The 26,654-nt window shown below is 50.5% G+C and carries 22 protein-coding genes and 1 tRNA gene; 3 read left to right on the forward strand and 20 right to left on the reverse strand.

The window, feature by feature from the left end:
* Positions 1–16: 16 nt before the first annotated feature.
* The 7 genes from AC50YL_RS22890 to AC50YL_RS22920 form a co-directional block, all read right to left on the reverse strand.
* Positions 17–2,275, reverse strand: a complete 2,259-nt coding sequence (locus AC50YL_RS22890) for a glycoside hydrolase family 65 protein (RefSeq protein WP_494834961.1) — start codon at positions 2,273–2,275, stop codon at positions 17–19.
* A complete protein-coding gene (locus tag AC50YL_RS22895) occupies positions 2,268–3,302 on the reverse strand; it encodes a Gfo/Idh/MocA family protein (RefSeq protein WP_494834963.1) in 1,035 nt (344 codons plus the stop codon). Before AC50YL_RS22895 ends, AC50YL_RS22890 begins: the two co-directional genes overlap by 8 nt.
* 28 nt (positions 3,303–3,330) lie before the next feature.
* Positions 3,331–4,125, reverse strand: coding sequence for a sugar phosphate isomerase/epimerase family protein (locus AC50YL_RS22900; RefSeq protein ID WP_494834964.1), 795 nt, complete (start codon positions 4,123–4,125; stop codon positions 3,331–3,333).
* Between the two features lie 12 nt (positions 4,126–4,137).
* Positions 4,138–5,190, reverse strand: coding sequence for a zinc-dependent alcohol dehydrogenase (locus AC50YL_RS22905; protein WP_494834965.1), 1,053 nt, complete (start codon positions 5,188–5,190; stop codon positions 4,138–4,140).
* A gap of 27 nt (positions 5,191–5,217) precedes the next feature.
* Positions 5,218–6,057 (reverse strand): carbohydrate ABC transporter permease, encoded by an 840-nt coding sequence (locus AC50YL_RS22910; RefSeq protein WP_494834967.1) that lies wholly within the window; start codon positions 6,055–6,057, stop codon positions 5,218–5,220.
* A gap of 14 nt (positions 6,058–6,071) precedes the next feature.
* Positions 6,072–6,941, reverse strand: a complete 870-nt coding sequence (locus AC50YL_RS22915; RefSeq protein ID WP_494835289.1) for a carbohydrate ABC transporter permease — start codon at positions 6,939–6,941, stop codon at positions 6,072–6,074.
* A 93-nt stretch (positions 6,942–7,034) separates the two neighbouring features.
* Positions 7,035–8,192, reverse strand: coding sequence for an ABC transporter substrate-binding protein (locus AC50YL_RS22920; RefSeq protein WP_494834968.1), 1,158 nt, complete (start codon positions 8,190–8,192; stop codon positions 7,035–7,037).
* Between the two features lie 521 nt (positions 8,193–8,713).
* Between AC50YL_RS22920 and AC50YL_RS22925 the strand changes: the two genes are divergently transcribed.
* Entirely contained in the window at positions 8,714–9,760 is a 1,047-nt protein-coding gene (locus tag AC50YL_RS22925) for a LacI family DNA-binding transcriptional regulator (protein WP_494834969.1), read from the forward strand.
* Positions 9,761–10,286: 526 nt separating this feature from the next.
* On the opposite strand, the gene AC50YL_RS22930 is transcribed toward AC50YL_RS22925, so the two are convergent.
* The 6 genes from AC50YL_RS22930 to AC50YL_RS22955 form a co-directional block, all read right to left on the reverse strand.
* Positions 10,287–12,113 carry an APC family permease gene (locus AC50YL_RS22930; protein ID WP_494835291.1) on the reverse strand — a complete coding sequence of 609 codons (1,827 nt, stop codon included), beginning with the start codon at positions 12,111–12,113 and terminating at the stop codon, positions 10,287–10,289.
* 828 nt (positions 12,114–12,941) lie between these two features.
* Complete coding sequence (locus AC50YL_RS22935) at positions 12,942–13,112, reverse strand: hypothetical protein (RefSeq protein ID WP_494834970.1); 171 nt, start codon at positions 13,110–13,112, stop codon at positions 12,942–12,944.
* Positions 13,113–13,210: 98 nt separating this feature from the next.
* The gene (locus AC50YL_RS22940) at positions 13,211–14,548 is read right to left on the reverse strand and encodes a serine hydrolase domain-containing protein (RefSeq protein ID WP_494834971.1); all 1,338 of its coding nucleotides are present in this window, start codon (positions 14,546–14,548) and stop codon (positions 13,211–13,213) included.
* A 416-nt stretch (positions 14,549–14,964) separates the two neighbouring features.
* Positions 14,965–16,149: a serine hydrolase domain-containing protein gene (locus AC50YL_RS22945; protein WP_494834972.1), complete on the reverse strand. Its 1,185-nt coding sequence runs from the start codon at positions 16,147–16,149 to the stop codon at positions 14,965–14,967.
* A gap of 213 nt (positions 16,150–16,362) precedes the next feature.
* A complete protein-coding gene (locus tag AC50YL_RS22950; RefSeq protein ID WP_494834974.1) occupies positions 16,363–17,040 on the reverse strand; it encodes a pentapeptide repeat-containing protein in 678 nt (225 codons plus the stop codon).
* Positions 17,041–17,151: 111 nt separating this feature from the next.
* Positions 17,152–17,817: a TetR/AcrR family transcriptional regulator gene (locus AC50YL_RS22955; protein ID WP_494834976.1), complete on the reverse strand. Its 666-nt coding sequence runs from the start codon at positions 17,815–17,817 to the stop codon at positions 17,152–17,154.
* 826 nt (positions 17,818–18,643) lie between these two features.
* Between AC50YL_RS22955 and AC50YL_RS22960 the strand changes: the two genes are divergently transcribed.
* Positions 18,644–19,036, forward strand: coding sequence for a tyrosine-type recombinase/integrase (locus AC50YL_RS22960; protein WP_494835293.1), 393 nt, complete (start codon positions 18,644–18,646; stop codon positions 19,034–19,036).
* A gap of 735 nt (positions 19,037–19,771) precedes the next feature.
* On the opposite strand, the gene AC50YL_RS22965 is transcribed toward AC50YL_RS22960, so the two are convergent.
* Both AC50YL_RS22965 and nrdR read right to left on the reverse strand, forming a co-directional pair.
* Positions 19,772–19,844: transfer RNA gene (locus AC50YL_RS22965), tRNA-Ala, on the reverse strand.
* 170 nt (positions 19,845–20,014) lie between these two features.
* Positions 20,015–20,479 (reverse strand): transcriptional regulator NrdR, encoded by a 465-nt coding sequence (gene nrdR, locus AC50YL_RS22970; protein ID WP_161746015.1) that lies wholly within the window; start codon positions 20,477–20,479, stop codon positions 20,015–20,017.
* 148 nt (positions 20,480–20,627) lie between these two features.
* Here nrdR and AC50YL_RS22975 point away from each other — a divergent pair, with 148 nt between their 5' ends.
* The gene (locus AC50YL_RS22975; RefSeq protein ID WP_161746014.1) at positions 20,628–20,843 is read left to right on the forward strand and encodes an alpha/beta-type small acid-soluble spore protein; all 216 of its coding nucleotides are present in this window, start codon (positions 20,628–20,630) and stop codon (positions 20,841–20,843) included.
* Between the two features lie 83 nt (positions 20,844–20,926).
* On the opposite strand, the gene AC50YL_RS22980 is transcribed toward AC50YL_RS22975, so the two are convergent.
* The 5 genes from AC50YL_RS22980 to polA form a co-directional block, all read right to left on the reverse strand.
* On the reverse strand, positions 20,927–21,505 hold the full coding sequence (locus AC50YL_RS22980) for a lytic transglycosylase domain-containing protein (protein ID WP_494834977.1): 579 nt from the start codon (positions 21,503–21,505) through the stop codon (positions 20,927–20,929).
* The gene (coaE, locus tag AC50YL_RS22985) at positions 21,502–22,098 is read right to left on the reverse strand and encodes a dephospho-CoA kinase (protein ID WP_494834979.1); all 597 of its coding nucleotides are present in this window, start codon (positions 22,096–22,098) and stop codon (positions 21,502–21,504) included. The genes AC50YL_RS22980 and coaE overlap by 4 nt, the downstream gene beginning before the upstream one ends.
* A 93-nt stretch (positions 22,099–22,191) precedes the next feature.
* Positions 22,192–22,893, reverse strand: coding sequence for a sporulation membrane protein YtaF (gene ytaF / locus AC50YL_RS22990; RefSeq protein ID WP_494834981.1), 702 nt, complete (start codon positions 22,891–22,893; stop codon positions 22,192–22,194).
* 91 nt (positions 22,894–22,984) lie between these two features.
* The gene (gene mutM / locus AC50YL_RS22995; protein WP_494834983.1) at positions 22,985–23,854 is read right to left on the reverse strand and encodes a DNA-formamidopyrimidine glycosylase; all 870 of its coding nucleotides are present in this window, start codon (positions 23,852–23,854) and stop codon (positions 22,985–22,987) included.
* Positions 23,855–23,914: 60 nt separating this feature from the next.
* On the reverse strand, positions 23,915–26,575 hold the full coding sequence (gene polA / locus AC50YL_RS23000) for a DNA polymerase I (RefSeq protein ID WP_494834984.1): 2,661 nt from the start codon (positions 26,573–26,575) through the stop codon (positions 23,915–23,917).
* Positions 26,576–26,654 lie beyond the last annotated feature (79 nt).

Raw genomic sequence — 26,654 nt, forward strand, 5'->3', positions numbered from 1 at the left:
TTTTCCCTCCGTGCTCCTAACTATATTCGATTTCCAGCGAATGCTCCGCGCCTCGCGATACGTACGTCCGCCCGTTGCACGTGATGGACAGAGGCGTTTCGGAGTCGCCGCTTCTCTCTACATGAATACGGTTCTTGTCGATTGCGAACCACATCCGTTCATTCCGATAGACGAACGGGAAACGAAGCCCGCTCCACGCTGCCGGCAACTGCGGGCGAATCCGCAGCCCGTTCTCCGTTACCGACACGCCGCCGAATCCCGCAACGACGGATAAGTAGACGGCGCCAAGCGATGCGGCATGAATGCCGTCCGTACAATGGGCATGTTCCCCCAAATCGATGCGCGCGCCTTTCTCGAAACACGCATACGACTTGTCCGCTTCGCCGAACTGCAGCGCCACGATGCTGTGCATGCACATGCTCAGCGAGGAATCATGAATCGTCTTCGGTTCATAATAATTCCAAGTCGCTTCGGCTACCTGCGTGTCGAACAATTCCGGCAGGATGTAGAGCAGCATCACCGCATCGGCTTGCTTCAGAATTTGCATGTCAACCACTTCGGCACGCGTATAATCTTGCAAAATGAGCTGTTTGCCCGGTGCCGCCCGGTACTTCTCCAAATCGATGATCGGTTTCGACAGGAAGCTGTCATCTTGCGGGATAACGCCGGCTTCCGTCGGCTGCGGCACATACAGATGTTCGACGAAATCGCGAAAGGATGCTTCATCGCGTTTGTCCGTTCCGTATTCCGCCATCTTCTCGAGCGTCTTCGAGACCACTTCGCGTACCAAATAGTTGGTATATGCATTGTTGTCGATATGCTCGGTATACTCGTCGGGCCCGATAATATTCGTAATCGAATAGGGTCGCTTGCTTTTATCGGCCCTGCTCACCCAGAAACGCGAGGCTTCCATGAGCATCTCGACGCCCATTGCCTGCATGAATGCCCGATCCTCTGTCGCTTTCTCGTATTCCAGTACGCTATAAGCGATATCCGCGACAATGTGATGCTCCTTGTCAGCGGAATGCACGCGTTCTCTCGTACCCGTCTTAATGTTCATCGCTGCGAACTCGGGCGTTTCCTCTTCGCCCGTCAGCGCGCTTTCCCACGGGTACAACGTGCCTTCATAACCATTGCGCAGCGCTTTTTCCTTCGCCTTCTCCAATACGCCGTACCGATATTCAAGCAGCTTCTTGGCGGTTTGCGGATGGTTGTAGAGGAAGTACGGCAGCATGAAAATTTCCGTATCCCAGAATACATGCGCTTTGTAGCCTTCCCCGGTCAAGCCCTTCGCTCCGATCGAGAATCGGTTGTCGTGCGCCGGCGCCATGATACTCAAGTGGTAGGCCGCGAAGTTAATCGCCAGTTGATCAAAATTATGCGCGCTATCGATCGTAATGCCCGATCCCAGTCGGCGAGCATCCGTGCTCTCTTTCAGCAGCTCCGCATAGCTCTTCTCCGCCATACGATGGAGCATAGCCAAATTATGCGTTCTTGCCTCTGCCGCAACGTATGCATCGATGTAGATCCGATCCAGGGAAGTCGTCACGACCGACTTCTTGGTGATGACGATCGTACGACTCCGCCCGATGTCCGCCTTGTAGGCTTCCGTCAGCTTCCTGCGCTCGGATATAAACTTGCTTTCGCCGCCTTCCGTATTGCTTTCCAGCATGCTGGCGTAGATCACGTCGATTCCGGACTGCGTCGTTTGCTGCGTGACCTGCATGTAGCGGTTCTCGAATACGCGTTTCTCCGTCTCGTGCATGTTTTGCGTGCCCGAATTCGTCATTCTGCCGTTAATGCCGGTTTGGACGAGCAGCTTGCAATCTGCCGACTCCGGTGTAATCTCCACTTGGCTGACGATGGCATGCAGCTCATGCTGCGATACGAACCGTCGGAACAGGATACGATAGACGCGGCCGCCGGCAGACTCCCATCTGATCTCTCTGATTAGCTCGCCTGTATCGAAAATAAGGGACCGGTTGTATGCCAGCAGTTTTCCTTGGTCCATCCGGAAAACCGCTCCGTCCAGCTGAATTTCAAAGTGAAGCAGATCCGCGAGATTCGGCAGCTCCGCGACTTCGAACGCGCTGTCCTTGTTATAAGTTCCTGCTACGTAGCATCCCCGGATGCTGCCGGTATAGTCCTCTTCATAAGCGCCTCTAATCCCCAGGTAACCGTTACCCTGAGTCATCAATGTTTCGGCTCTGCCAATATGGCCGAGGTCGAAGCCGGTTTCCGTCAATCGGTCTACATGAGGTACGTTTCTAATCATAGGTCACAACTTCTCCCCGCTCGGCCGATTGGTAGATGCCGTCCAATATGCGTTGTAAATCGTAGCCTTCACGGGCCGTCGCGACCATCGCACTCTTGCCCTCGATGCGTGCCAAGAAACGCTTGATGCTGCTCTCGTGATTGTCGCGTTCTTCGAGAAACGGGAATTCGGTATCCGTCAGTTCCCCTTCGGCATCCCCAAATATTGCGAGCGGAAACACCGAAGCCCCTGCCTCGCTGCCCCTTAGCCACACATTCATGACGTTCTTCTCTTGCATATTCAGAGCGAACGAAGTTTCCAAGGTCAGCGAAACGCCGTTCTCGAATTTCAGGAACGCGAATACCGCATCTTCCACTTCGAACGTATCGGGATTCCAGCTTCCGAGGGTTCCCTTGTTTTTCTTCGTCGCGATTTCGCGATACGAGCTTGCCATAATCGAAGTCACTTTGGGGTAGCCCATCAAATACAGCGCCGTATCCAACATATGAACGCCAATGTCAATGAGCGGTCCGCCGCCTGTCATGTCCTTGTTGGTGAAGCTTCCCCAACCAGGCACTCCGCGTCTGCGCAACGCGCTCACTTTGACGTTATAAATACGACCAAGTTTGCCTTGGTCGATTTGTCTTTTCAAGAAATCCGCATTGACCGAATGCCTGTGATGCAGGTTATACGCCAGCACCAAGTTGTTCGCCTCGGCCAATTCCATCATCTCGCGGGCTTGCTCGCTGTTGATTGCCGGCGGCTTCTCGCACAGCACGTGACTGCCGTGCCTAAGCGCCTGCATCACCATCTCGTAGTGAAACTTGTTCGGAACGCAAACCACCACAATATCGGGTTTGCGTTCCGTCAACATCGTTTCCATCGAAGTATAGGCATAAGGAATGGAATACTGCTTCGCTTTGTTTCTTCCGGTTTCTTCGTTTGTCGTGACAATAGCCGTAATCTCAAACTCGCTGTACTTGCTGAACTGCGGATAATGAACCGTTTCGAAAATATTGCCTGTCCCGACAATGGCAATCGTCTTCATCCTATTACTCTCCTATCCCATCACGCGGCTACAGGTACAGCTGCTTCATCCGGGCGATCGACCTCGCGTACTCCTCCAAATGATTGTCGCCGCGCACCCGGCACTCATACACGATATCGCCATCATAATCGAGGCTTTTCAACGTTTCGAAATGATGCTTGAAATCAATGGAGCCCGAACCCGGCTGGAAGCGATGGTTATCCGCAATATGGACATGCCGAATCAAGTCCCGGTGCTTCCGGAACGATGCCGAAATATCGTCTTCTTCAATATTCATGTGATAAAAGTCGCCGATGATCTTCACGTTCGCGAATCGGCCCGCCTCGATGATGTCGCGCGCATCCTGAATCGTATTTATCATATGGTCCTGGTAACGATTGAGCGGTTCTAGATAAATTTGAATGCCGTTCTCGGCAGCTACCGGATCGAGCGCCGCAAGGGATTGAAGGATCGCCTTCGTATCCCCTTCTCTGCTTCTAGGGGACACCATCGGCGGGAGCCGGAATGTGAACATCCCCCATGCCGCAGGCACGACGACGCCTGTGCCGCCGACTTCCTTCAGCGCGCGGATGATCGCCTTTAGATCCTCTACGCCGTTAAGACGCTTCTCTTCGATGAAGTCGCCGATCCAGCCTCTGTAACCGCCGCATGCCGTGACGACTTGAACGCCCGTCTGCGCGATCGCTTCTTTCACTTGATCGAGATTCTCAACGAGCGCCTTGCCATCGATCTCGAATGCATCGAACCCTAGTTCTTTGATTTTCTTGAATTTCTCAACGAAGGCGACGGGAAAGAAATCTTTATCTTGCGTTCCGAATCTCATCTCCATAACCTCCTAAAACTGTACGCCCATTTTGATGCCCAGCTCGGGGTTTCTGTCTACGTATTTTTCAAAAGCCGCTGCCGATTCCTCAAATGGCACGACCGGATAGATGATATCTTCGCAATTCAAGTATCCGTTCATCAACAATTCCCAGCATGTTTCTTCGATCCGCTTGCGGTCCCAACGCGGGTAATCCGGATTCGGTTCGCTCGACGCCCTGGAGAAGATCAGCTTTGCGTTGTTGAAGTGCGCCTCTCTGCCGAAATTGAGTCCTTCCGGGAACGGCTTGCCGAACGCGATATAAGAGATCGTGCCGCCATAAGCCAGCCCCTTCAGGGAAGCTTGGAGCGAGCTGACATGTCCGCTCGTTTCGATGACGCTGTCCACGCCTTTTTTGCCCGTCAGTTTCTTAAGCTCAAGGCCGACATCGCACTTCGTAGGATCCAGCGTAATGTCTGCCCCATGTTTCTTGGCTATGTCGCAGCGATCCTGAATCGGATCGATGGCGATGACGATCGATGCGCCTGCTCGCTTCGCGAGTTGAACGGCAATTTGTCCGATGGCGCCAAGACCGATAATCGCGACATAATCGCCTGCGCGCACGTTGGCATCCCTGACACCGCCCAGCGCAAATTGAGCCGGATCGTAACAGACCGCGTTTTTGTACGAAGCGCCTGGCGTAACTTTGCGCAGCTTATAGTTATCAACCGCATTGATGATTTGGGTTTGCCGAATCGAGCCGTAGCTGCAGACGATATCGCCGATCGCGAATTCCGTGACCGCGCTGCCGCATTCGGATACTTTACCGACCCACATATTGCCGAGATTCATATCTCCGAACTCGAGTCCGCTCTTGGCGCCTGCTTCTCTTGGCATGAATACTTGCCATTCTGCGTTGTACTCTTCCTCCGCAAAAGGACTGAGTCCTCGAAAGTCGACGATTTCGGTACCGTGCTTAGGCGAGGCGAAAATAACCTCGGCCTTGATCTCGTTCTCTTTGACGACGGGATCGGTATATTCCACTAACGCTGCCGTTCTAGGTGCTGTCGCGACTAACTTTTTCATGTTTTTCCCACCTGATCGATAAATTTTTTACCCTTTTACTCCGCCTTCTGTAGCTCCGCTCTGGATGAAACGTTCGCTCAGTGCATACAAGACGATGATCGGCAACGAAGTGAACAGCGATGCGGCCATCATTCTGCCCCATACGTAGTCAGGCGTGCTGAACAACGTATTTAAACCGATCGGCAACGTGAACAATTCGGAAGAACTTAATAAGGTAGATGCGAACAAATAGTCGTTCCACGCGATCATGAACGCATATACGAATACCGATACGATTCCGGTTATCGATAGCGGAACGATAATTTTATACACGATCTGCACCTTGTTGAGCCCATCGACCGTTCCGGCCTCTTCGATTTCAGGCGGAATCGTATCGAAGTAGCTCTTCAACATAAACACGCATGTCGGCAGCGTCTGAACGACCATCGTAATGATCAGCGCCGTTCTCGTATTCGTCAGGCCGAGCGAAGAGATGATTTTGAACAACGGCACGACAAGCAAAATGCCGGAGAACATATACACGAAATAGAAACTTTGATTGATCGTCGTCCTGCCCATGAACCGCAGCTTGGATAAGCTGTAGCCGCCGAAAATGCCGGCCAGCACGGATACGGCCGCGGAAATCAGCGCAATGATGATGCTGTTGCTAAAGTAGCTTCTGAACGGGAAGATCTTCGGATTGAAAATATCCCGTATGTGATCGGTCGTGATGTGTTTCGGGAATATCGTCGGCGGATACTGGATCGCTTCGGCCGACGGTTTAAGGGTAACCATCAGCATAATGAAGAACGGAAACAGGATTGCCGCCATAAACAAGATCAACACGGTATAGAACACGATGCTGTTAATCTTTTTCTTATTTTTCATGTCAGGATCCTTTCCTAAGCCTGTTTGGCAAAAGCACTCTTCCTAAGCAACATGATAAAGGCGAATATCACGACGAACAGCGAGATCGAGATGGCTGCCGCTTTGCCAAAATCATTGACGGCGAATGCTGAGTCATACAGGTAAACGCCGAGAATAGGCACGCGCTTGGTCAACAAGTACACCTCGGTAAACATGTAGAATACCCAGATAGTACGAAGCGTGACGACCGTAATCAACACGGGCATGATTTCCGGTATCGTAATGTGCGTGAACTTCTTCCAGAACCCGGCTCCGTCCAAGCTCGCCGACTCGTAGTAAGATTTATCTACCGTCTGAAGAATGGCATAGAACGTTAAGTAAGCATACGGGAAGAACTTCCATACGCTGAACAGGACGACGATGACGAAGGCATACTTGGGATCGTCGAACCAAAGCGGCGCTACTTTGAAAATGTGCAGCATGTCAACCAAAATGTAGTTGATAATTCCATACACATTGTTGAACATGTATTTCCAAGCGAAAATGACCGAAATCGACGGTACGATATACGGCAAGAGCACAAGCGCCAGGACAACCCGTTTGAAGACAAATTTGCGATTGAAAAAAATCGCTACCGCCAGACCTAAGGCCGTGCTAAGAATTACGACCAACGCCGTAAAGCCAACCGTCAGCAGGAACGACTTATAGAACTCCCAATCCGTCAAAATACTCGAGTAGTTGTCGAAACCGATAAATTCTCCGGCTTTCTTCGGATTGAGCGGCACCTTCTGAAAGCTGATGATCAAGTTTCTAATCATGGGATAGCCGATTAGCAACAAGATCAGCAGAATGCTTGGCAGCAAGAAGAGATAGCCAAGCAACGCATCTTTTTTGTTTTTTCCCATCATGATCTCCTTATTCCTCATAAGGTATGAGCATAAAAGGTGCCACCGGTAAACGATGGCCCCTTTTTACTGATTTTTTGAATGAGCGTCTTGTTAGTCGATTGCTTCGATTTCCGCTTGTGCTTTCTTCAGCTCGGATGCAACGTCCGTCTTCTGAATAATGCTGTTGTATACCGCGTTGCTGACGATCTTCTTGCTTGTAACATCGCCCATGTTCGCGAAGTTCTTGCCGTTCACGGTTCCGAACAGCTTCAGATTCGCGAACGCGCCGCTGATGTCTTCAGAGATTGGAGCATAGGCCTTAAGAATGTCGTTATTCAAATATTCCTGGTTGCTTGCGACGCTCTTCAGGATCGGCTGCATGCCGCCTGGGGACATGTGCAGCCACTTAACATTGTTCGCTTCATTCAGCATGAATGTCGTGAACTTGATTGCCGCGTCTTTCTTCGCATCGTCAATATCGGCTGCTACGCCGATGCCCGTAATGTTGCCGAAAGCAGCTTGTTCCTTGTTCGAAGGAACGACGAAGCCCAGATCGGCCGCCTTGCCTGCGTCATATACGGAACCCAAAATCCATGTCGAATAGATTGCCATTGGCGCCGCGCCGCTCATGTAGGCATCTTTCACTTCCGGAACATCGTTAGATCCGGGCATCGTATACTGCGACAGCTCTTTGTAATAGTCCAACGCGGCTTTCATTTCCGGCGTATCGAAGTTCGCTTTGCCGTTCTCGTCAAATACGTTCGCCCCATTGGAAAGCGCAAACTGAGAGAAGGCTTGTTCCGTGAACTCGGTGTTCGCGGTAGGCAGCGCAATGCCGTATTTCTTGTTGGCCGGATCATTGAACGCTTTCGCGGCCGCGAGAATATCAGCCCACGATGATGGCGCCTTCAATCCTTTCGCTTCGAACAATTTCTTGTTGTAAAAGATCCCTTGCACCCATCCAGCCATAGGAACCGCCGTGTAGCTGGCACCGTCTTCGGTCTTCAATGCGTCCAGCGCACCTTTGTAAATATTATCTTCGCCAATGCCGTCGATAATGGTTTTGGTCGTATCAAGGTCCAAGAACTCATTCTTGGCGAGCAGCTTCGCCATGTCTTGCGTTAACTCCATCGTCTCCGGAAGTTTGCCGCTTCCACCGAGCGCCGTAATCTTCGTTTGGTACGAATCTTCGTCAACCGGTACTTGCTCTACCGTAATGTTAGGGTTAGCCGTATGGAACTCGTCGATCATTTTTTGAATAATTTCCACGCGATCCTGCTCAACCATGGAATGCATGAATTGAATTTTCACGTTTTCTGCCGTACCTTGGTTTCCATCCGACTGATTATTATTGCTGCTGTTGCTCCCGCAACCAGTCAATCCGCCAACAATTAGCGCTGCGCCTAACGTTACTGCTGCCACCTTTTTCATTTGTCGACACACCTCTTCGTCTAATTAATTTGGTACCGATACCAAAATAAATGAAACCCTTTCGGAAAACGTTGTCGAAAATTGACGAATTTCAACCCGATTTTTAAATAATGGAGGAATTATTATGAAATAAGATTCGAAATCCTCCATTCGAAGCTCATTTCGCTCGAGTTTTGTCGTCACTTCAAAACGCTTTCGTGGAAACGGTACCACGATTATATCAAACCTGCTCGCTTTTGCAACACTAACTCGAAAATTCCCGTGACTACTGGGAATTTCCTGTTACTGAAGTGGACTTTATCTGTCATTCGTATTAAAATGACACCATAAACATTTGATTCCCATGAAAGGATTTTGTCATGCCAAAGCCTACTATCCAGGATGTCGCCGCACTTGCGAAGGTTTCCGTATCAACCGTTTCCAGAGTGCTCAATGACCATCCTGCCGTTTCCAAAAAGGCTCGCGAACAGGTATTGGAAGTGATTGAAGCACTGAATTATCGCCCCAACAAATTGGCCAGAAGCCTGTCTTCCGACGGATTTGATGCGATATTAATCAGTTATGCCCGCTCGTCCAAGTTCGCGGTGGACAATCCCTATTTCAATATCATCGTGAATTCCATTGGCGAAGTCGCCGAAGAGCATGGGTACGACCTCATCCTTCAGTCCTGCTCCAATCAAGAACAAGAAGTAGCCAAGACGCTTTCCATGATTGCGGACAAGCTGATCAAAGGCGTAATTTTGCTGAGTTCGCGCGTGGACGATATCTTGATCAAGGCACTAGGTAACACCGATATCCCCGTAGCCGTCGTCGGCAAATATGTAGAGCAAAGTCATTACGACAATATCTTCAGCGTGGATACAGATAACTTCAAGGATTCACTGGATGCCTGCAGGTATCTGATTCGTATGGGGCACAGTAAAATCGGCTGCATTCATGCGCCTAAAAATCACTATGTCTCGCTGGACCGTATTGAGGGGATATCCACCGCGCTTCAAGAGTATGATATCAAGATCGACGAGGATTTATTCGTTGACGGCGGGCATACCGTAGAATCCGCCTACGATGCTGCTCTTCGGCTATTATGCGTCAGGCAAGACGTGACGGCGATCTTCGCTACCGACGATATTAAAGCGCTTGGCGTATATCAAGCCGCTAAACAGCTTTCGATCAACATTCCCGACCAGCTTTCCGTCATCGGCTACAATGACTATACATTCTCAAAAATGCTTACGCCTCCCCTAACGTCGGTGAAAGTCCCCGTTTATGATTTGGGGATTGTGTCTGCCACTAAGCTGTTTTCAATGATCAAGAAAGGAACTCCTGAAGTCAGCTGCATGCTCCCAACGGAATTAAAAATTCGTTCGTCAGTTGTTTCCAAATCGGAAGAATCCCCTGTCAACTGACGGATTGTCGATAATTATCATTTTACGCGGAACTTGGAGAAGAAAAGGCTGTGGCGATTTGAACAGCCCCCCGTCAAGTAGCCAGTACAAATAATTAAACGCAATTAAGCGGCCTTTGTCCGGAATTATTTAGGACTGAGGCTGCTTAGTTTTCTTGTGTATAAACCGTATAAGGGATTTTAACGGGGATGATGAATATAACGCTTAACGTCATCCAGTTCCTCCAGGAATGTGCAAGAAGAATAGAGAGAGTCGTACTCAATCTCTGTATTTTTCTTTTTACTAAACAAGATCCAACTCCCCTTCTCCGTCTTCATCAACTCATCGCTGAGGCGCATTGCGCGCTCGAAATCTGGCACGGTGACCAGTCCTCGAAGTCATGAGGCCGAACCGGCCGCCCACGACTTCTTTCTCCCGAGCATCCAAGATCAAAAAAAGAACCAGTACGCGATGTACTGGCTCGAGGCACTTGATCAATACCGCACCGAAACTTCTTCAATCTCCTCACATTAAAAGCTGTTTGATCCTATTTCTTCAAATGATAAGGAACCGTCGTCACGATTACATCCTTCCGATACAGCAAATGCGCACGCATCAATAAACTTGTTTGATTATGAAGGAAGTTATGCCAGCCTTTCTTAGGAATGAACTGCGGAATGAGTACGGTTACCTTGTAATTGGATTGGCGCGCTTTGTGTTGCACGGAATCAATAAATTTGGATAATGGTTGAATAATGCTTCGGTACGGAGAATGCAGCGTGACCAATCTTAAGTCAGGTTGCCACTCCTTCCATTTTTCTTCAAACAGGCTTTCTTCTTCTCTTTCGAAAGGCACGTAAACGGCGATAATTTGTTCGGCATGCAGGGATCGCGCATAGTTTATGGAATTTTCAACGACATGCGTCATGCCGGACACGGGCAGAATGAATACATTACCTTCAATCGCTACAGTTTGTTCACTGCTCGACAGTTTCAGTTGTTCCCCGACAGCATCATAGTGTTTTCGAATCCGATGAAACAAATAAATGATCAGCGGCAAGAAAACAAGCACCGGCCAAACCTGCGGGAACTTCGTTAAAAAGAATATGCACGAGACGATTAAGCTAATCAAGGCTCCTGTTGCGTTAATAAGGAGCTTGGGTATCCAACCTTTTGGTTTCTCACGAACCCAACGCACGATCATCCCCGTCTGGGAAAGGGTGAAGGGGATGAATACGCCGACGGCATATAACGGAATAAGATGCTCCGTTTTCCCCTTAAAGGCAATAATCAAAACGATGGAAAAGAAGCCAAGAAAAAGGATGCCATTCGAGTAACCCAATCGGTCCCCTCTAATCGTGAACATTCGCGGGATAAACTTATCCTTAGCAAGGTTAACGGCAAGCAGCGGAAACGCAGAGTATCCCGTATTCGCGGCAAGGATTAAGATCAATGCCGTGGTTCCTTGGATGAAGAAATACAAAACGTTCCGGCCAAAGGCGGACTCCGCGATCTGTGAGAGTACCGTAACGTCAGCCCTGGGAGCAATTCCATATTCGTACGCTAGGTACACAATTCCCGAAAATAATAGGGCCAATAAAGCACCCATGGCCAACAAAGTTTTAGCTGCATTTTTAGGAGCTGGATCCTTGAAGTTCGGTATCGCATTCGAAATAGCTTCGACCCCGGTTAAAGCAGAACTTCCCGAGGAGAACGCCCTTAGCAGCAAAAACAAACTTATTCCGGCAATCGGCGTACCGATGGGAGTATGTAGATCCGGGGGAACCTTACCGGTAATGATATCGTAAATGCCAACTCCGATAAGGATGAATAACGCTAAAACAAATAAATACACAGGATAAGCTAAAATGGAGGCTGACTCCGTTACGCCCCTTAAATTAAGCAACGTAATCAAGATGACAAAAGCTACCGCAATGATGACCGTATATTCATGTAAACTCGGAAAAGCAGAAGTGATTGCGTCTGTGCCCGCCGAGACACTTACAGCCACTGTCAAAATATAATCGACTAATAAAGATCCGCCGGCTATTAAACCAGGGTACAAACCCAAATTTTCCTTAGACACGACATACGCTCCCCCGCCGTGGGGGTAAGCAAATATGATTTGCCGATAAGATAAAATGAGGGCCAGCAATAAAATTAACACGCCAATCCCAATTGGGATCGTGTACCAGAACGCGGCAGCGCTAACTGTCATCAGAACCAACAAAATCTGCTCCGGGCCATAAGCCACAGAGGATAAAGCATCAGAAGATAGAATCGCAAGGGCTTTCGTCTTGTTTAATTTTTGATCGCCTAATTCAGCGGATTTTAGAGGTCGCCCAATCAATAGTCTTTTCAATGAGGCCAAGATAAGTTCACCGCCAATTATGAGTTTTTCACTTTACCAAATTACCTAGACCAACACCTTATTGCCACGCGTATTCATTGAAATTACAGCCATTTAGTATTTCCCTTTCGTTTTTGCGGCCCTCGAAAACCCGGATTCCAATAATATCCTATACGTAAGCACAACGGTTTGGATGCGTATTTTAAGGAATCTAGCTTGGGCTTGCCGGAGTTCGTCATTCCTTTCTCCGCATTCCATAACTAGCAATATAAGAAAGCGGAACCGAACTGTGCCGCTTTCTGTTCTGTGTATATGAAGTTGTTCTAGGCGGTCGGTTAGCTTTCCAGTCTTACAACCTAGCTTCAATCATAGGAATTTGATTGATTACGCACTTCATAAGTCAAAAGCTACTGCTATTTTAATCTGAAATGTTTTACTTTGTCCCTTCATTCAATCCTCAATTAGATACACATCGACTATCGAAGCAATTGTTTTATCATAACGGTCCAGTTCAATCTTAATAACTGAGTGAGTATCCACTAGAAAGCTAATGATATCCTCACCTTGATCAGGTGTCCAGGATAAACATGCGCTGTCTTCATCGCGGGATATGTCTCTCCAATAATGTTTAAAAGCCTACGCATGGATATATCATTGAACAAATGAGATTTGACGCTGTTAACTCTTTTCGATATGACTGTTCTGTCATAGTCCCTTTGAGTTTCATCAGATGCCTGTTTTCCTTAAAGATGTGACCCATCGCGATTACGTCTTAGCTTTGTCCTTATACTTTCAAGCTTCACGTTAACCTCCCTCTATAGAAACGCTTTTCTCTTAAATGCGCTCGTTTTCTTAGATTTTGGCGGGCCGAGTCCAACGGCGGATGATATCTAAGCGCATGCCCGGAGTGCGGAACACTTTATCGCCCTCAACAGGATCCAGGAATTCTCCCCTAGGCGTGCCATCGATTCTGAGTACACCTAAAACGAGAACCACACCTACACAATAAATAAAAATGTCCATATGATCCCTCCATTTCAGTTAGCTCAGCTGCCACGTGGCAGCGCTTCAGCATTGTGCTATCGTACTCGTTAGCTTAATTCATGATCGAATGAGATTATCTATTCAATTGGCATTAAAGCTACTACTTTACCAAACAAATGAAATTCTCCTCTAATCACTCTGCCAACCTCGTCATGGAAAAACAACAGTTCCCCAGCTGCCCCTACTGTTCGGAATAAGCTAGTCCCGTCATTCTCCAATTGTTTTATAGGTTTAAGTTCATATTTGTACCAAGGTTCATACGATATGTATAAATTTCCACTCTCTGCGGTAATTACAGGTTCGAATTTTCTATTGCTCGTTGAGTATCTACCCGAATAAAAAGAATAAAACGTATCATCCACTGCAATGAATTTTTGTTTCTGAGCCGTAGGAACATCCTCACCTAGTACAATACGTGCTAGATCATACAAGATAGTTGCCGGTTGTGATGGATGGACATTGCTCATTACAACGATCATAAAATCTTCATCCGCAAATCTCTGATATTCACTCATAAACCCATCAATTCCGCCGCTAAGTCCGATTAACTTATGTGTCTGGAGTGAATTTTTTAATAGGACTTTATTTGTGATATTCAATCCATATCCATAGCTGGTAGTATCGTTAACACGTACATGTGATGTCATCATGGAAGTTCGCGATAATTCAGACAGAATTGCACCTGAATAAAAGGCAGTATCCCACAGAAATAGATCCTCAACCGTAGAATAAAGCCCCCCTGCCCCAGTCATAATGGACATATCGATAAAGTCAGCATGTACGAAATCTCCCCATATTTTATAGCCGGAGGCACGATGAGGAATCACAGAATCGTAACTGTCACTTCCCGTATTATACATTTCTAAAGGCCGAAAAAAGGATTTTTCAAGAAAGGTACTAAAGTCTTCTCCACTTATGAGTTCTACAATTCGTGCAAGTAATATGTATCCAGAATTACTGTAATAAAATCTGTCCCCTGGTTCAAAATCGAGAGGTAATTCTTTAAAATGAAATAGTGTTAATTCAGGTGGAGAATACCTACGTAACATTGATTTGTATTCCGGAAAGTTGGTGAAATTCGGAATACCCGAAGTGTGTGTAAGCAGATGATGTATCGTAATTTTGTCACCGTTTGGATAGTCAGTAATAAAGCTATTTAGCTTATCATTGACAGTTAATTTGCCGTTTTGTTGAAGTAATATGATCGCTGCGGCAGTAAATTGCTTACTAATTGATCCGATTCGAAATTTAGTCTCAGAAAGATTCGGGGCTAAATGTTCACGATTTGCGAGTCCCCATCCTTTACTGAGTAAGCATTTGCCTGATTTCTCTACAAGTACTGTTCCGCTGAATCCATCTACACCTACTTGACCTTCGATGTAGGTTTCTAATTTATCTACGAGCTGCTTATACATTTCATTAACCTCCCCCTTCCTCTTAAGAGCTGTTTAATCCGACTCCCCAGTACATCAAATCGTAGAAGTGTATGCCTATCAAGATAAGAGATTCTGTCCAGTTATTAAATTATCCTGCCGTTAACGTAATGAAGCCGCCGATCTTGCCGGCAGCTTCGTCATAGTTGTTTATTGAGCATCGTACCCGTTAGCGTAACATCGTCGATGATTTTTATATTACAAATACCCCGACGATTACAGCCTTTCCTACATCAAAAATATTGCTAAGAAAAGTAAAATTGTAGAGTCTCCGTACCGCCTATCCGAGTCATTCACTGGATTAGCGGTTTTTTACTCAACTTGGTCAGCCCGGCAACCGCTCTACCCCATGCACAACCGGAAGGAGTCCAGCCTCAAAGCGTACGGGGACACGGTGCTCAGCCCTGTTTACTGGCCGGCTCGGCCGCGTCAGCCGACCCGGCCTGCCCGCCGCCGAAGACCTCCTCGACGAGCCTCTGCAACGCCTTCTGGAACGCCACTGCCAGGGATATTGCGACGTCGTCCACATAGTTCACGGAGGCGGTCAGGGTCTTGCTACCGTCTGACGTGCTGTACATCAGTGCCGCGTAACCCGAAATGCCGCCGTTATGGGTGATGATGGTACCGTCGCCGTTCGGGCCGGCGTCCTGCACGAACACCCCCAAACCATAGCCGATTTTGGGATGTGGCTTGCACATCTCGGCCAGCAGCGGGGCCGGGAGGAGCTTGCCGCCCATCAGCGCAGAGATGAACGTGTGGAGATCCTGGGTGGTCGAGATCATGTCACCGCCGGTGGAGATCCAGGAGGGGTTCTGGCGGGTGACGTCGACCGTCTTCTGCTCGCCGGCGTCCTCGTACCGGTAGTAGGCGTGGGCGTGCGGTCCGGGAATCTCCGGCTGGGTGTCTGGTACCACGGTACCCGACAGCCCAAGCGGCCCCAGAATCAGTCGCTGCATCTCCTCGGCGAGCGAGCTGCCGGTGACCTTCTCGATCAGCAGCCTGGTCAGCACGTAATTGGTGTTAGAATAGCTCCAGTCCGTTCCCGGCTCGAATCGCACCGGTTTGGACAATGCCAGCCGTACTAGCTCCTCCGGCCGGTAGGTCTTGAACCGGTTGTCTACCCACTCCTGGCCCTGCCAGGGGATCCCCGACACGACCGTCCCGTCTTCGTAGTACTCGCCGGTGAAGTTGAACACCCCGCTGGTGTGTTGCAGCAGCATCCGCACCGTGATCCGCCGGTCTAGCCCGAACTCGGGCAGGTAGTCTACCACCGGGTCGTCCAGCCCGATCCTGCCTTCAGCAACCAATTGCAGCACCACGGTCGCGGTGAAGGTCTTGGTGTTGCTGCCTATCCGGAAGTGCCCATTTGTAGGCGGCTTCGCCGCCTCGCCCAGCCTGCTCACCCCGGCGCTGCCGACCCACTCGCCCTGCTCATCGTGCACGCGCAGCTGCACCCCGAGGAAACCGGAATCGACTATCTCCTGGATGGCCTTCTGCAGCTCCGGGCGATCCTGCCCGGCAGCGAATCTTTTTTCCTTCATGTTTTCTGTCGAACTAATATCTTCTGTTGTTATCTTTTCCATTTAGTTTCCCTCACTTTAATTTGTTATCAGTCATATGGGTTTAAACTATAAACTCTCTCCCGGCTTGGCGTTTTCCTTTATCAAAGAATACCGCTTGTGTTCTTTCACTATAGAAGGCTCCGAAACGTCACTTTTCAGCATTTCGAGCTGCTTGTTGGATTTTTGCAGTGTCCTTTTACTTGAATGCTCTTGGTTTGCATCAGATCCCCTTCCTTAAATGACTGTGACTTTTGACAAATTGGCATCCATGCCTTTGAGAGCAGCAAATGTCAGTTTATCCATCGTTGCGCCCTCGAAGCAGATGGTTTTAATCATCCGATAGTACTTTTTAGTCAACGTAAATCCCGGATGGAAAGAAACATTCTTAAACACAGCGCCCTTGAACGAAACGTCGGTTAGTGCAGCTTTCTCGAACTTGACGCCGATAAACGTCTGTCCGTCAAAACGCTTCCCGCTTAAATCGGAGCCCTTGAAATCGACGCCGTCGAATAAACAATGTTCAAACATCGTTTTTCTAAGATCGGTCAGCGTAAACGTGACGTCGGTCAATCTTATGCCCGTGAATTTGACTCCTTCGATCCCGGACTTGCTGAAATCGGTTCGTACAAGGATCGTCTTATTGAAGCTTGCATTGGTCAGGTCAAGCGCGGTTAGTCTGCAGTCCGTCAGATTCGCGCCATCAAAATTGGCTTTGCGTACATCGCTGCCCTTGAACGTGCTACCGGTCAGATTCGCATCCGAAAAGTCGGCACCGGAGAGCGCGCTGGCTTTAAACTGTCCTTTATAAGCCGTAACGCCTGCAAAATCGCTTTTGGCCAGGTTGCTTGCGTTAAAGTTGGTCACTGCATTCCGTTCCTGCGAGCGGGAGGTCACTGTCGTTTTTGGATTCAAATCATTCACGTCTCCTCATAATAAGTATTTAATACGCGTTTTGAGCCCGAAGCACTTAATCATACCAGCGTGCGGTATGATTAAGTGAAAAATAAGCTGCCTTTCGACAGTTTACTTCTCTAAGCTGACTTCTCTAGCCGACATGCGAAACAGTTCCTCATATCGTTGAAACATTTGTTCGTCGAACAGGTCAAGCCCCAGGCCTTTCAATATTTCATCGAAAATCTTTACCTTGTTCAACATCTTCTCGGGCGAAGCCGGGATAACCGCCGGGTTTAACCACAGATTGGTGAGAATCAACAACACTTCGCTTAGTTCCTGAGGATAGTCGGTTCGGATCGAGCCGTCTCGCATGCCTTGTTCGATGATGGGTTGAATATAGACGGGGATGGCTTTTTCGAGCATGTGCTCGATCTGTGCTGCAAGCAGCTTCGGATTGCGCAACAGGTTCGGTGCCGCAGCCGCCATTTCGTTTTGGGCGGGATTGCTTAGCGAGACGCGGGAAATCTTACGAAGCTTCTCCAGACCGTTCAGTTCCTTGTCGTCCCGGACGCCGGACAGCATCTCGTCAACGTCTTTGAACAGATGATTGATAACGGCCTGCATGATCTCCTCCTTCGACTTGAAGTGATGATAGATCGCCCCTTTCGTTAGCCCCCCCAGCGCGTTGATGATATCCTGAATGGAGGTCTGCTCGTATCCTTTTTGGATAAACAGATTCAGCGCCACGCTTAGGATTTGGTTAATTGTTTCTTCAGGATATTTATTCCTTGCCATTCGTCTCCTCCTTACATACATTCGGTTGGTATGTAATAAATATATCCGATGACCTTTATGATGTCAATCCCTCCCAAAAAAATATTTTGTATTGGAGTGCTTTGTATTACAATTGCTTTTGGCCGGCAGCTTCATTCACTTTTGACTATTCAACTATCGTACCCGTTAGCTTAATTACTTATCGTAACCATGAAAAATTGAATGTCGTCCAACGCACTTGCTTCATGGGACCTAACAAACTCACTTGGATCAATTAATGCCTTATCAATGGTGGAAAGAACTTTTTCCAGTTCTAATTTGCCATGAATTCTAGCAAGGTGTCCAAAAACAAAGGATAGCTATCCCTCTGACGTTTGTATTTTCCTCGGAACTGTGATGAATACAAATATCCTGCACCTGTCTCCAATCATCATTATGAAAGGCAAGTGACAACGTAGCATTTACAACCCTTTTAACTTCTTTCCAATGCAATTCCTCGATGGCTTTACTGTGATTATATCCGTCAATTGCTTCGTATTGTCCGTTATTCAGCATTCTCACCGCCAAAAACGATTACTATCGTCGCCCGTTAGCGTAATTCTGATTGGTAAAGTAAATAAGAGTTATCTTTGAGCATAAACAGTTCATCAGGGAAGTTGCCCTTTAACGAACTGTTTATTAAAATGACCAGAAACCTTTGCAGATTGTCTTTGAAATTAAGATTTGCTAAGTCATAATTTTCATTGGGCCATCCTTCATTAACATCGAATAGACCTTTAATGTTTTCTTCTATGGCTAAACCGCCCACGCTCTCGCCTATATTTCCGTATGCCCGAATCTCAATCTCCTGGCGACCGGCTGTTCCTACTTTCCACTACTTGTTCATACTGGTAACAAGCATTTAGAACTCAAAACGTTAGAAGGTTACTCACATATGCTAAAAAATATTCTTCCCTCATTCGGTAATAAGAGACTTGATGAAATCAAACCATTGCATATTGTGAGTTTACTAAGAAAATTGGAGCAGGAAGGAACTCGGAAAGACGGTAAATCGGGAGGGCTATCTTCTACCATGATCCGGTTCATTCATCGTATTGTGAAGGATATCTTCGACCGTGCAGTTGAATGGAGAATTATCAAGGTGAACCCTGTTGAAGCAATTAAAAGACCAAAAATCTCAAGAACGAATATCGATGTAACAACGAATCTGAAGTATCGACATTGTTACAAGCTTTTATAAATGAACTTATTCAATGGAGGCTTATGATTACACTGGCACTTACAACTGGACTCAGACGGGGGGGAATTATTGGCTCTTGAATGGAAACACCTTAATTTGCAAGACGGTGTTATTGATGTAAAACAGTCCTTGACTTACGTCAAGGGAAACCACATTATTAAAACTCCGAAAACAAAAGCTCAATAAGGAAAGTATCAATCCCAGAAGCACCAATCCAAGATTTGATGCAATTCCATGCAAAAGCCCTCCATGAAAGACAACAAATTGATGATCTTTGGGAAGGCGGCGAACGCTCCTTCGTTTTCTCATCATAGGCATGGAAAACCTTATTACCATACTGTCCCTGGAACATGGCTTCGTCGCTTCCTAAAACGAAAAAACTGAAGCCGATTCGTTTCCATGACCTTAGACATACATCAGCAACTTTGCTTATTAACAAGGTGTCCATGCAAAGACAATTGCCGGAAGGCTTGGACATGCAGATATTCGAACGACGATGAATATCTACGGTCATTCATTGCTAAGTGCTGATCATTTGGCAGCAAATACGTTTAACGCTCTTTTGTCCCCAAAAAAAGAAAATCCCCTTCTGCAAACGACGCATGATCATGCATCGTTTTTTTCGTCCCCAATCCGTCCCCAAGGCTAACAATTTGTCGTGACATTGTTGCAGATCATCTTATAAAAAAACAAAAAAACCTTGATTTCTCAAGGTTTTTTGCTTTAATGCTCGTATGGAGCCTAGGGGGATCGAACCCCTGACCTCATCGCTGCCAGCGATGCGCTCTCCCAGCTGAGCTAAGGCCCCGTATTAAAGTGGCGACAAGAAATATTATAGCATGCCAGTAATGGTTTGTACAAGCTTTTTCTTCATTAATTTTGCTGCTTTGGTTGAAACCGGAGGAGCCTGGGACCTGCGCTCCCCCATCAACAACCAAAACCAACCATCGCGCTACAGCTAACCGCTCATATTCCGAACTAAGCCATCGGATCCTTCGACAGCAAGCTGTTGAGCTCCTTCATGAACATGTCGATATCCTTGAATTGGCGGTACACCGAAGCAAATCGGACGTAGGCCACTTCGTCGACGGGATACAACTGCGACATGACGAGTTCGCCGATCTCGCGGCTCTCGACTTCCGCCTGCGCGGTGGTGCGCAATTCTTTCTCCGCCTCGGACACGATGATTTCGAGCTGATCGACGGATACGGGGCGCTTCTCGCAAGCTCGGATCAATCCGCGCAATATTTTATCGCGGCTGAACTCTTCCCGGCTCCCGTCCTTCTTGATGACGATCAACGGGGTTTCCTCGATCATCTCGAAGGTGGTAAACCGCCGCGTGCACTTTTCGCATTCACGGCGGCGGCGTATCGATTTATTTTCGTTAGCGGGTCTGGAATCGAGCACTTTCGTTCCAGCATTGTCGCAATACGGGCATTTCATCGTCTAATCCTCCGTCTACTCGCGATGCGAATTCTTTCCGGCTCTACGCCGAACAGATGGTTCTTTTCATTTCCCAATCGTTACCTGTAATGAAATAAGGAATACCGCACATAATACAGTTACCAACCGCAAGGAGGTGAACGAACGAATGGCTAACAACAGCGGAAGCAATCAACTCGTAGTTCCACAAGCTGGCGCTGCACTGGACCAAATGAAATACGAGGTGGCCCAAGAGCTTGGTATCTCTCTTCCTCAAGATGGATACTATGGCAACATCACCACGAAAGATGCCGGTTCCATCGGGGGCAGCATCACTCGTAAATTGGTTCAGATCGCAGAGCAATCTCTTGCAGGTCGCGGCTAATAGATGAACGAAACAACAAGCTTTGGCTGGCTGCCGATAAAGGCAGCCGGCCAAAGTTTTTTGACATTTCCCGCGGACATGCTTTATTCGGCAAGCATATCGGGATAAAGCTTCTTGTACTTATTATAATAATAAATAACCCGCTGTATATAGTGTCTTGTTTCCCCGTACGGGACCTGCTCCACCGTCTCGGGCTCGCCGTCCCACGTACCGTCGGTCAGCCAGCGGTTGACGGTCCCGGGTCCGGCGTTATACGCCGCGATCACCTTATACATATTCCCCTTGAATTGTGCGCTCAATTCATTGAGGTACCAGGATCCGACCTCGATGCCGGCACTAGGTTCTTGCGATACCTTCTCCGCCGTGATATCCGTAAAACCGCCCTTCTGGATCGCCCAGTTCGCGGTATCGGGCATGAGCTGCATAATGCCGATCGCGCCTTTCTTGGACACGGCCTCCGGTTTAAAATTCGTCTCCACGCGTATGATGGCTGCGACCAAATGCGCGTCCAGCTTGTAACTATCCGCGCTTGCGGCGATTTCCTCGCGGTAATGCAAGGGATACAACCATCGGCTCATCCATTCCGAGCGAACGAACAACAGCGCAAGCATAGCCAAAATCAAGATGAGAAATACGCGCTTGCGCAATCGGCGTTTCTTCATGGCAATCCCTGCTCCTGCCAAAACCGCTCCACCTGCTGCTTCGTATCGTCCAGAGTGCCGCTATTGTCGATGACGAAGTCCGCCAGGCTTCGTTTTTGTTCGATGTCCATTTGCAGGGCGATCCGCTGTTCCGCCTGCTCGCGCGTCAACCCGTTCCGGGCCATCAAGCGATCCGCTTGAACGGGCTTCGGCGCATATACGACCATGACGGCATCATAGAGATCGGCTTGTCCCGTCTCGTACAGCAGCGGAATATCCGCGATAATCAGCTGTGCGGGATCCTCCGCCTCGTAAGCGCGAATTTGCGCCCACATCCGGTTTCGAATCGCGGGATGCAGGATCGACTCCAATACGTTCAGCCGATCGCGGTCATTGAAAACAAGCTTGCCGACCTCCGCACGGTTCATCGTGCCGTCTTCGTTCAGGACGGCTTGTCCGAACTCGGCGGCGATCGCCGCCAGCGCAGGCTCGCCGGGAAGGACGACTTCCCGGGCTGCCTGGTCGGCATCGACAAGCTTCGCGCCACGGGCAACAAGCATCGCGGATACGGTGCTTTTGCCGCAGGCGATCCCGCCGGTTAATCCCAGTTTCAACGCATTCACCTCGTAAGTAAGTACACATATCTTTATTTTCAGGCGCGGCTCCGGACGTCTGTATGCTGCAGCGGCACACTGCCCGGTAACGATCTACATCAGTCGAATCAAGCCCATGACGATCAGCATAATGCCCGGCAATACCGACATCGCGCGCATGCCGCGCCATGCCGCGAACCGAAATCCGAGCCGCATGCCCGCCAGCAGGAACAAACCGCTTGCGGTACTGATCACGAGCGCGGTGAGCAGCGGATTAAAGCCGACCATCGCGGCGCCGAGTCCGGCTCCGAAGCTGTCGAGCGAGAGCGCGAATCCAAGCAAGATCGCTTCCGAGGACGAGATGACGCCCGAACGGTCTACGTCGGCAATCTGCGGCGTGCGCAGGATCTGAATGACGATGCCAAGACGCTTCAGCTCCAAATTCACGATCGTCGAGGCGGTCGCGGCCTCCGTCGAAGCCGCGTTCACGCTGGCCTCCGCGTCGGGAATTCGTTCGTCTTCCGCCGCATCGGCATTTTCGCGCCTGCGCTGCCACCACTGGACGAGGGCGTAACCGCCGATCAGCATCAACAGGATGGCCCCGATCCATTTTGCCGTCATCGGCGACATGTACCCCGTCAGCAATGCGCCGAGCTGCATGGACAGCCACACGACCAAGCCGGAGCAGAAAGCGATGATGAAGATCGACAACAACGGTATGCGGATACGCCTTAATCCGTACGTTACGCCGACGCCGAATCCATCCAAACTGACGGCAAACGCAAGCAAAACCAAGGAAAAAGCATGAATGAGCACCCTGATGTCCCTCCCATGAAGACGAATCTGTGCATTCGCCTAGAAACATGAATGGTACATCATATGCGGGTTAGCGTCACTCGTGCCTTTCTTATTTGGCGCGCAGGCCGGCCTTCAGCCTGCCGATCTTTCCCGGAAGCGGCTGGCAGGCAGGACACGTGTGCGTGCCCCGGCCGCCGACCACGGTCTTGACGATCGTGGCGCCGCACCGCGTGCAGGCATCGTCGTCTCGCCCATATACGAGCAGCTGATGCTGGAACATCCCCATCTCGCCTTGCCCGTTCACGTAAGACTTGATCGAAGATCCGCCGGCCTCGACCGCGCGGCCAAGCGTTGCGCGAATCGCGTCGTATAATCGGACCCACTCCGGAGCTTTCAGCGTATCTGCCGTGCGCTCGGGATGAATGCCGGCCGTAAACAACGCTTCGTCGACGTAAATATTGCCTAAGCCGACGACGTACGCCTGGTTCAGCAGCAGCGGCTTGATCTTCGTCGTGCGGTGCGCGACCTCGCGCTTGAACGCCTGCAGCGTAAACGCCTCGGCCAGCGGCTCGATGCCCAGCTTGTTCAGCGGCGCATGCGTCAAATCCTCGCCCGGCGCGAACAGATGCATCGTCCCGAATTGACGGACATCCTTATAGCGAAGCTCCATGCCGTCGTCGAAGTGAAACCGCACGTGCGTATGCAGTTCCACCGGTTCATCCTGATTATATACGCCGTAGCGTCCTTCCATGCGCAGATGCGAGACGAGCACGAGCCCGTCAAGCAGAATGCGCAGGAATTTGCCTCTGCGCTCCACCGTCTGAATCGTATGTCCGGCAAGCGCCGCGGCGAAAGCCTCGGGCTCCGCCGGCCGCTGAATGATTCTCGGAAGCGTGACGGTAACCCGCTCGATCCGCTTTCCCCCTACCAGCTCGTTCAGCGTTCGCCGAACGGTCTCGACCTCAGGTAATTCCGGCATTACAATTCCTCCCCTGCCAATGGTTCAACCTCCATTATACGACAGGATCGGACGAATGTCCTATTTCGCTTCGTACCAATTATCGCCGAAGCTGACATCCGCCCGCAGCGGAACGTCCAGCTTCAGCGCGCTTTCCATGACTTCCGGCAGCAGCGTCTTCATCAGCTCCAGCTCGTCGGCCGGCACCTCGAAGACGAGCTCATCATGCACCTGCAGCAGCATGCGGCTGCGCAGCTTGCGTTCGCGGAGCACGCCGTCCATCTTGACCATGGCGAGCTTGATGATATCCGCTGCCGTGCCTTGAATCGGCGTATTCATCGCCGTCCGTTCCGCGAAGGAACGCAGGTTGAAGTTCGACGCCTTGATCTCCGGCAGGTAGCGGCGGCGCTCCAGCAGCGTGGTTACGTAGCCGTCGCGGCGCGCCTGCGCCACGATATTGTCCATATAAGCCCGAACGCCTTCGAATACGGCAAAATACTGCTCGATGAAGCGGGCCGCGTCCTTTCGCGAGATGCCCAGGTTATTCGACAGTCCGAAATCGCTGATGCCGTACACGATGCCGAAGTTGACGGCTTTCGCTTGGCGCCGCATGTTCGCGTCCACTTCTTCGGCCGAGACGCCGAAGACGTCCATCGCCGTCTTCGTATGAATGTCGGTGTCCGCGATGAACGCTTCCTTCATCCTCTCGTCGCCGGAGATATGCGCGAGGACGCGAAGCTCGATCTGCGAATAGTCCGCCGCCAGAATCGACCAGCCGGGCTCTGAAGGCACGAACGCCTTGCGAATGCGGCGGCCTTCCTCCAGCCGGATCGGAATGTTCTGCAGGTTCGGGAACTGACTCGACAAGCGTCCCGTGGCCGCGATCGTCTGCCGGTAGTACGTATGCACCTTGCCCGTATCGCGGCGTATCTCCTTGAGCAGTCCCTCCACGTACGTGGATTGCAGCTTCGCGAGCTGCCGGTATTGCAGGATGAGCTTCACGATCTCGGAATACGGCTCCAGCTTCTCCAGCACCTCGGCATCCGTGGAGTGGCCCGTCTTCGTTTTCTTGATGACCGGCAGGCCAAGCTTCTCGAACAGCACCTCGCCCAATTGCTTCGGCGAATTGATGTTGAACTCCATCCCGGCATGGGCATAGATATCGCTCATGTATTGCGAGATGCCTCGCTCAAGCTCCGCGCCAAGCTCTTCCAGCACGGTCGGATTGACTTGGATGCCCTGCTTCTCCATGCCGGCCAGTACGACGGCGAGCGGCAGCTCCAGTTCGTCGTTCAGCTTGGTCATATGGCCCTGCTCCAGCTGCTCGGCTAACAGCGGCACGAGCCGGCGTACCGCGTCGGCTTTGGCCGCCAGATGATTGGCGAGCACGTCGCCCTGCGGCACGACCAGTCTGGCGCCTTTGCCGTAAACGGCTTCGTCCGTCTGAATGGCGGAGAGGCCGTGACGCTGAATGAGCGCCGCCAACGTCTGGCTCGATTCGGTCGGATCGAGCAGATAGGCCGCGAGCAGCGCATCGAACGCGATCCCGCGCAGCGCGATGCCGATCCAGCCGAGCGCAAGCTCCGCCTTGTGCAGATCGTAGCCGCGTTTTGGCGCGTTCTCGTCCTCCAGCCAGCTGCGCAGAGGGCCGGACAACTTCTCGTCCATGAGATCGTCATACGTCGCCACGACGATGCGTTCGCCGCTCGCGGCAGCCAGGCCGATCAGCCTTGCCTGGTGCGGGTTGTCCCCGATGGCCTCGATGTAGACGCTGTCCGACGCCGCCAGCATCGCCGCTAGCTCTGACGCGCCGAGCGATCCAGCCGTGACGACCTCGTAGGTCGCGGCGGCAGCGACCGCGGCGGCGTCCACGCCTGCCGCACCCGGCAGCTCCAGCCGCTCGATGAGCGACTTGAACTCGAGCTTGCGGAACATGTCCGCCAGCGTCTGCGCATCGTAGCCGCCGTAAGTCAGCTCGTCCGGCTGCTTCTCGAGCGGTACCTCGCGGAAGATCGTCGCGAGCTTCTTGCTCATGATCGCGCTGTCCTGGTGCGTCTCGACTTTCTCGCGCATCTTGCCCTTAAGCTCGGCCGCGTTCTCCAACACCGCCTCGACGGAGCCGTATTCATGCAGCAGCTTCAGCGCCGTCTTCTCGCCGACGCCCGGAATGCCGGGAATGTTATCCGAGGTATCGCCCATGAGCCCCTTCAGATCAATGATCTGCAACGGCTTCAAGCCGTATTTCTCGTTGATCTCGGCGGGATCGTAGCGCTCTACTTCGCTGATGCCCTTGCGCGTGAGCGCGATCGTGACATGATCGGACGCGAGCTGAAGCATATCCTTGTCGCCGGACACGACGAGCGCCTCCACGCCCCGCTCGTCCGCGAGGCGGCTGAGCGTGCCGATGATGTCGTCCGCCTCGTAGCCGGCTAGCTCGTATTGCGCGATGCCGAAGGAACGAAGCAGCTCTTTCAAGACGGGGAACTGCTCCGACAGCTCCGGCGGCGTTTTCTCCCGGCCGCCCTTGTAATCTTCGTAACCCTCGTGGCGAAACGTCACTTTGCCGGCATCGAACGCGACGAGCATATGCGTCGGCTTTTCTTCCTCGAGCAGCCTCAGCAGCATCGTCGTGAAGCCGAAGACCGCATTCGTATGAAGCCCGGCCGAATTCGTGAGCGGCGGCAATGCGAAGAATGCCCTGTATATGATGCTGTTTCCGTCAATCAATACCCATTTATCCATCCGAGAGGCACACCTCACCTTTATTTTCCCTAACACTAATCATAGCACAAAGCAAACAAGCTTTCCCAACATATCCGCC

This window comes from Paenibacillus sp. J22P277 (assembly GCF_059383675.1).

What these genes read in the sequence shown, in the direction of transcription:
- AC50YL_RS22890 (WP_494834961.1), bottom strand. Translation starts at nt 2,275, where the DNA reads ATGATTAGAAACGTACCTCATGTAGACCGATTGACGGAAACCGGCTTC.
- AC50YL_RS22895 (WP_494834963.1), bottom strand. Translation starts at nt 3,302, where the DNA reads ATGAAGACGATTGCCATTGTCGGGACAGGCAATATTTTCGAAACGGTT.
- AC50YL_RS22900 (WP_494834964.1), bottom strand. Translation starts at nt 4,125, where the DNA reads ATGAGATTCGGAACGCAAGATAAAGATTTCTTTCCCGTCGCCTTCGTT.
- AC50YL_RS22905 (WP_494834965.1), bottom strand. Translation starts at nt 5,190, where the DNA reads ATGAAAAAGTTAGTCGCGACAGCACCTAGAACGGCAGCGTTAGTGGAA.
- AC50YL_RS22910 (WP_494834967.1), bottom strand. Translation starts at nt 6,057, where the DNA reads ATGAAAAATAAGAAAAAGATTAACAGCATCGTGTTCTATACCGTGTTG.
- AC50YL_RS22915 (WP_494835289.1), bottom strand. Translation starts at nt 6,941, where the DNA reads ATGGGAAAAAACAAAAAAGATGCGTTGCTTGGCTATCTCTTCTTGCTG.
- AC50YL_RS22925 (WP_494834969.1), top strand. Translation starts at nt 8,714, where the DNA reads ATGCCAAAGCCTACTATCCAGGATGTCGCCGCACTTGCGAAGGTTTCC.
- AC50YL_RS22935 (WP_494834970.1), bottom strand. Translation starts at nt 13,112, where the DNA reads ATGGACATTTTTATTTATTGTGTAGGTGTGGTTCTCGTTTTAGGTGTA.
- AC50YL_RS22940 (WP_494834971.1), bottom strand. Translation starts at nt 14,548, where the DNA reads ATGTATAAGCAGCTCGTAGATAAATTAGAAACCTACATCGAAGGTCAA.
- AC50YL_RS22945 (WP_494834972.1), bottom strand. Translation starts at nt 16,149, where the DNA reads ATGGAAAAGATAACAACAGAAGATATTAGTTCGACAGAAAACATGAAG.
- AC50YL_RS22955 (WP_494834976.1), bottom strand. Translation starts at nt 17,817, where the DNA reads ATGGCAAGGAATAAATATCCTGAAGAAACAATTAACCAAATCCTAAGC.
- nrdR (WP_161746015.1), bottom strand. Translation starts at nt 20,479, where the DNA reads ATGAAATGCCCGTATTGCGACAATGCTGGAACGAAAGTGCTCGATTCC.
- AC50YL_RS22975 (WP_161746014.1), top strand. Translation starts at nt 20,628, where the DNA reads ATGGCTAACAACAGCGGAAGCAATCAACTCGTAGTTCCACAAGCTGGC.
- AC50YL_RS22980 (WP_494834977.1), bottom strand. Translation starts at nt 21,505, where the DNA reads ATGAAGAAACGCCGATTGCGCAAGCGCGTATTTCTCATCTTGATTTTG.
- mutM (WP_494834983.1), bottom strand. Translation starts at nt 23,854, where the DNA reads ATGCCGGAATTACCTGAGGTCGAGACCGTTCGGCGAACGCTGAACGAG.
- polA (WP_494834984.1), bottom strand. Translation starts at nt 26,575, where the DNA reads ATGGATAAATGGGTATTGATTGACGGAAACAGCATCATATACAGGGCA.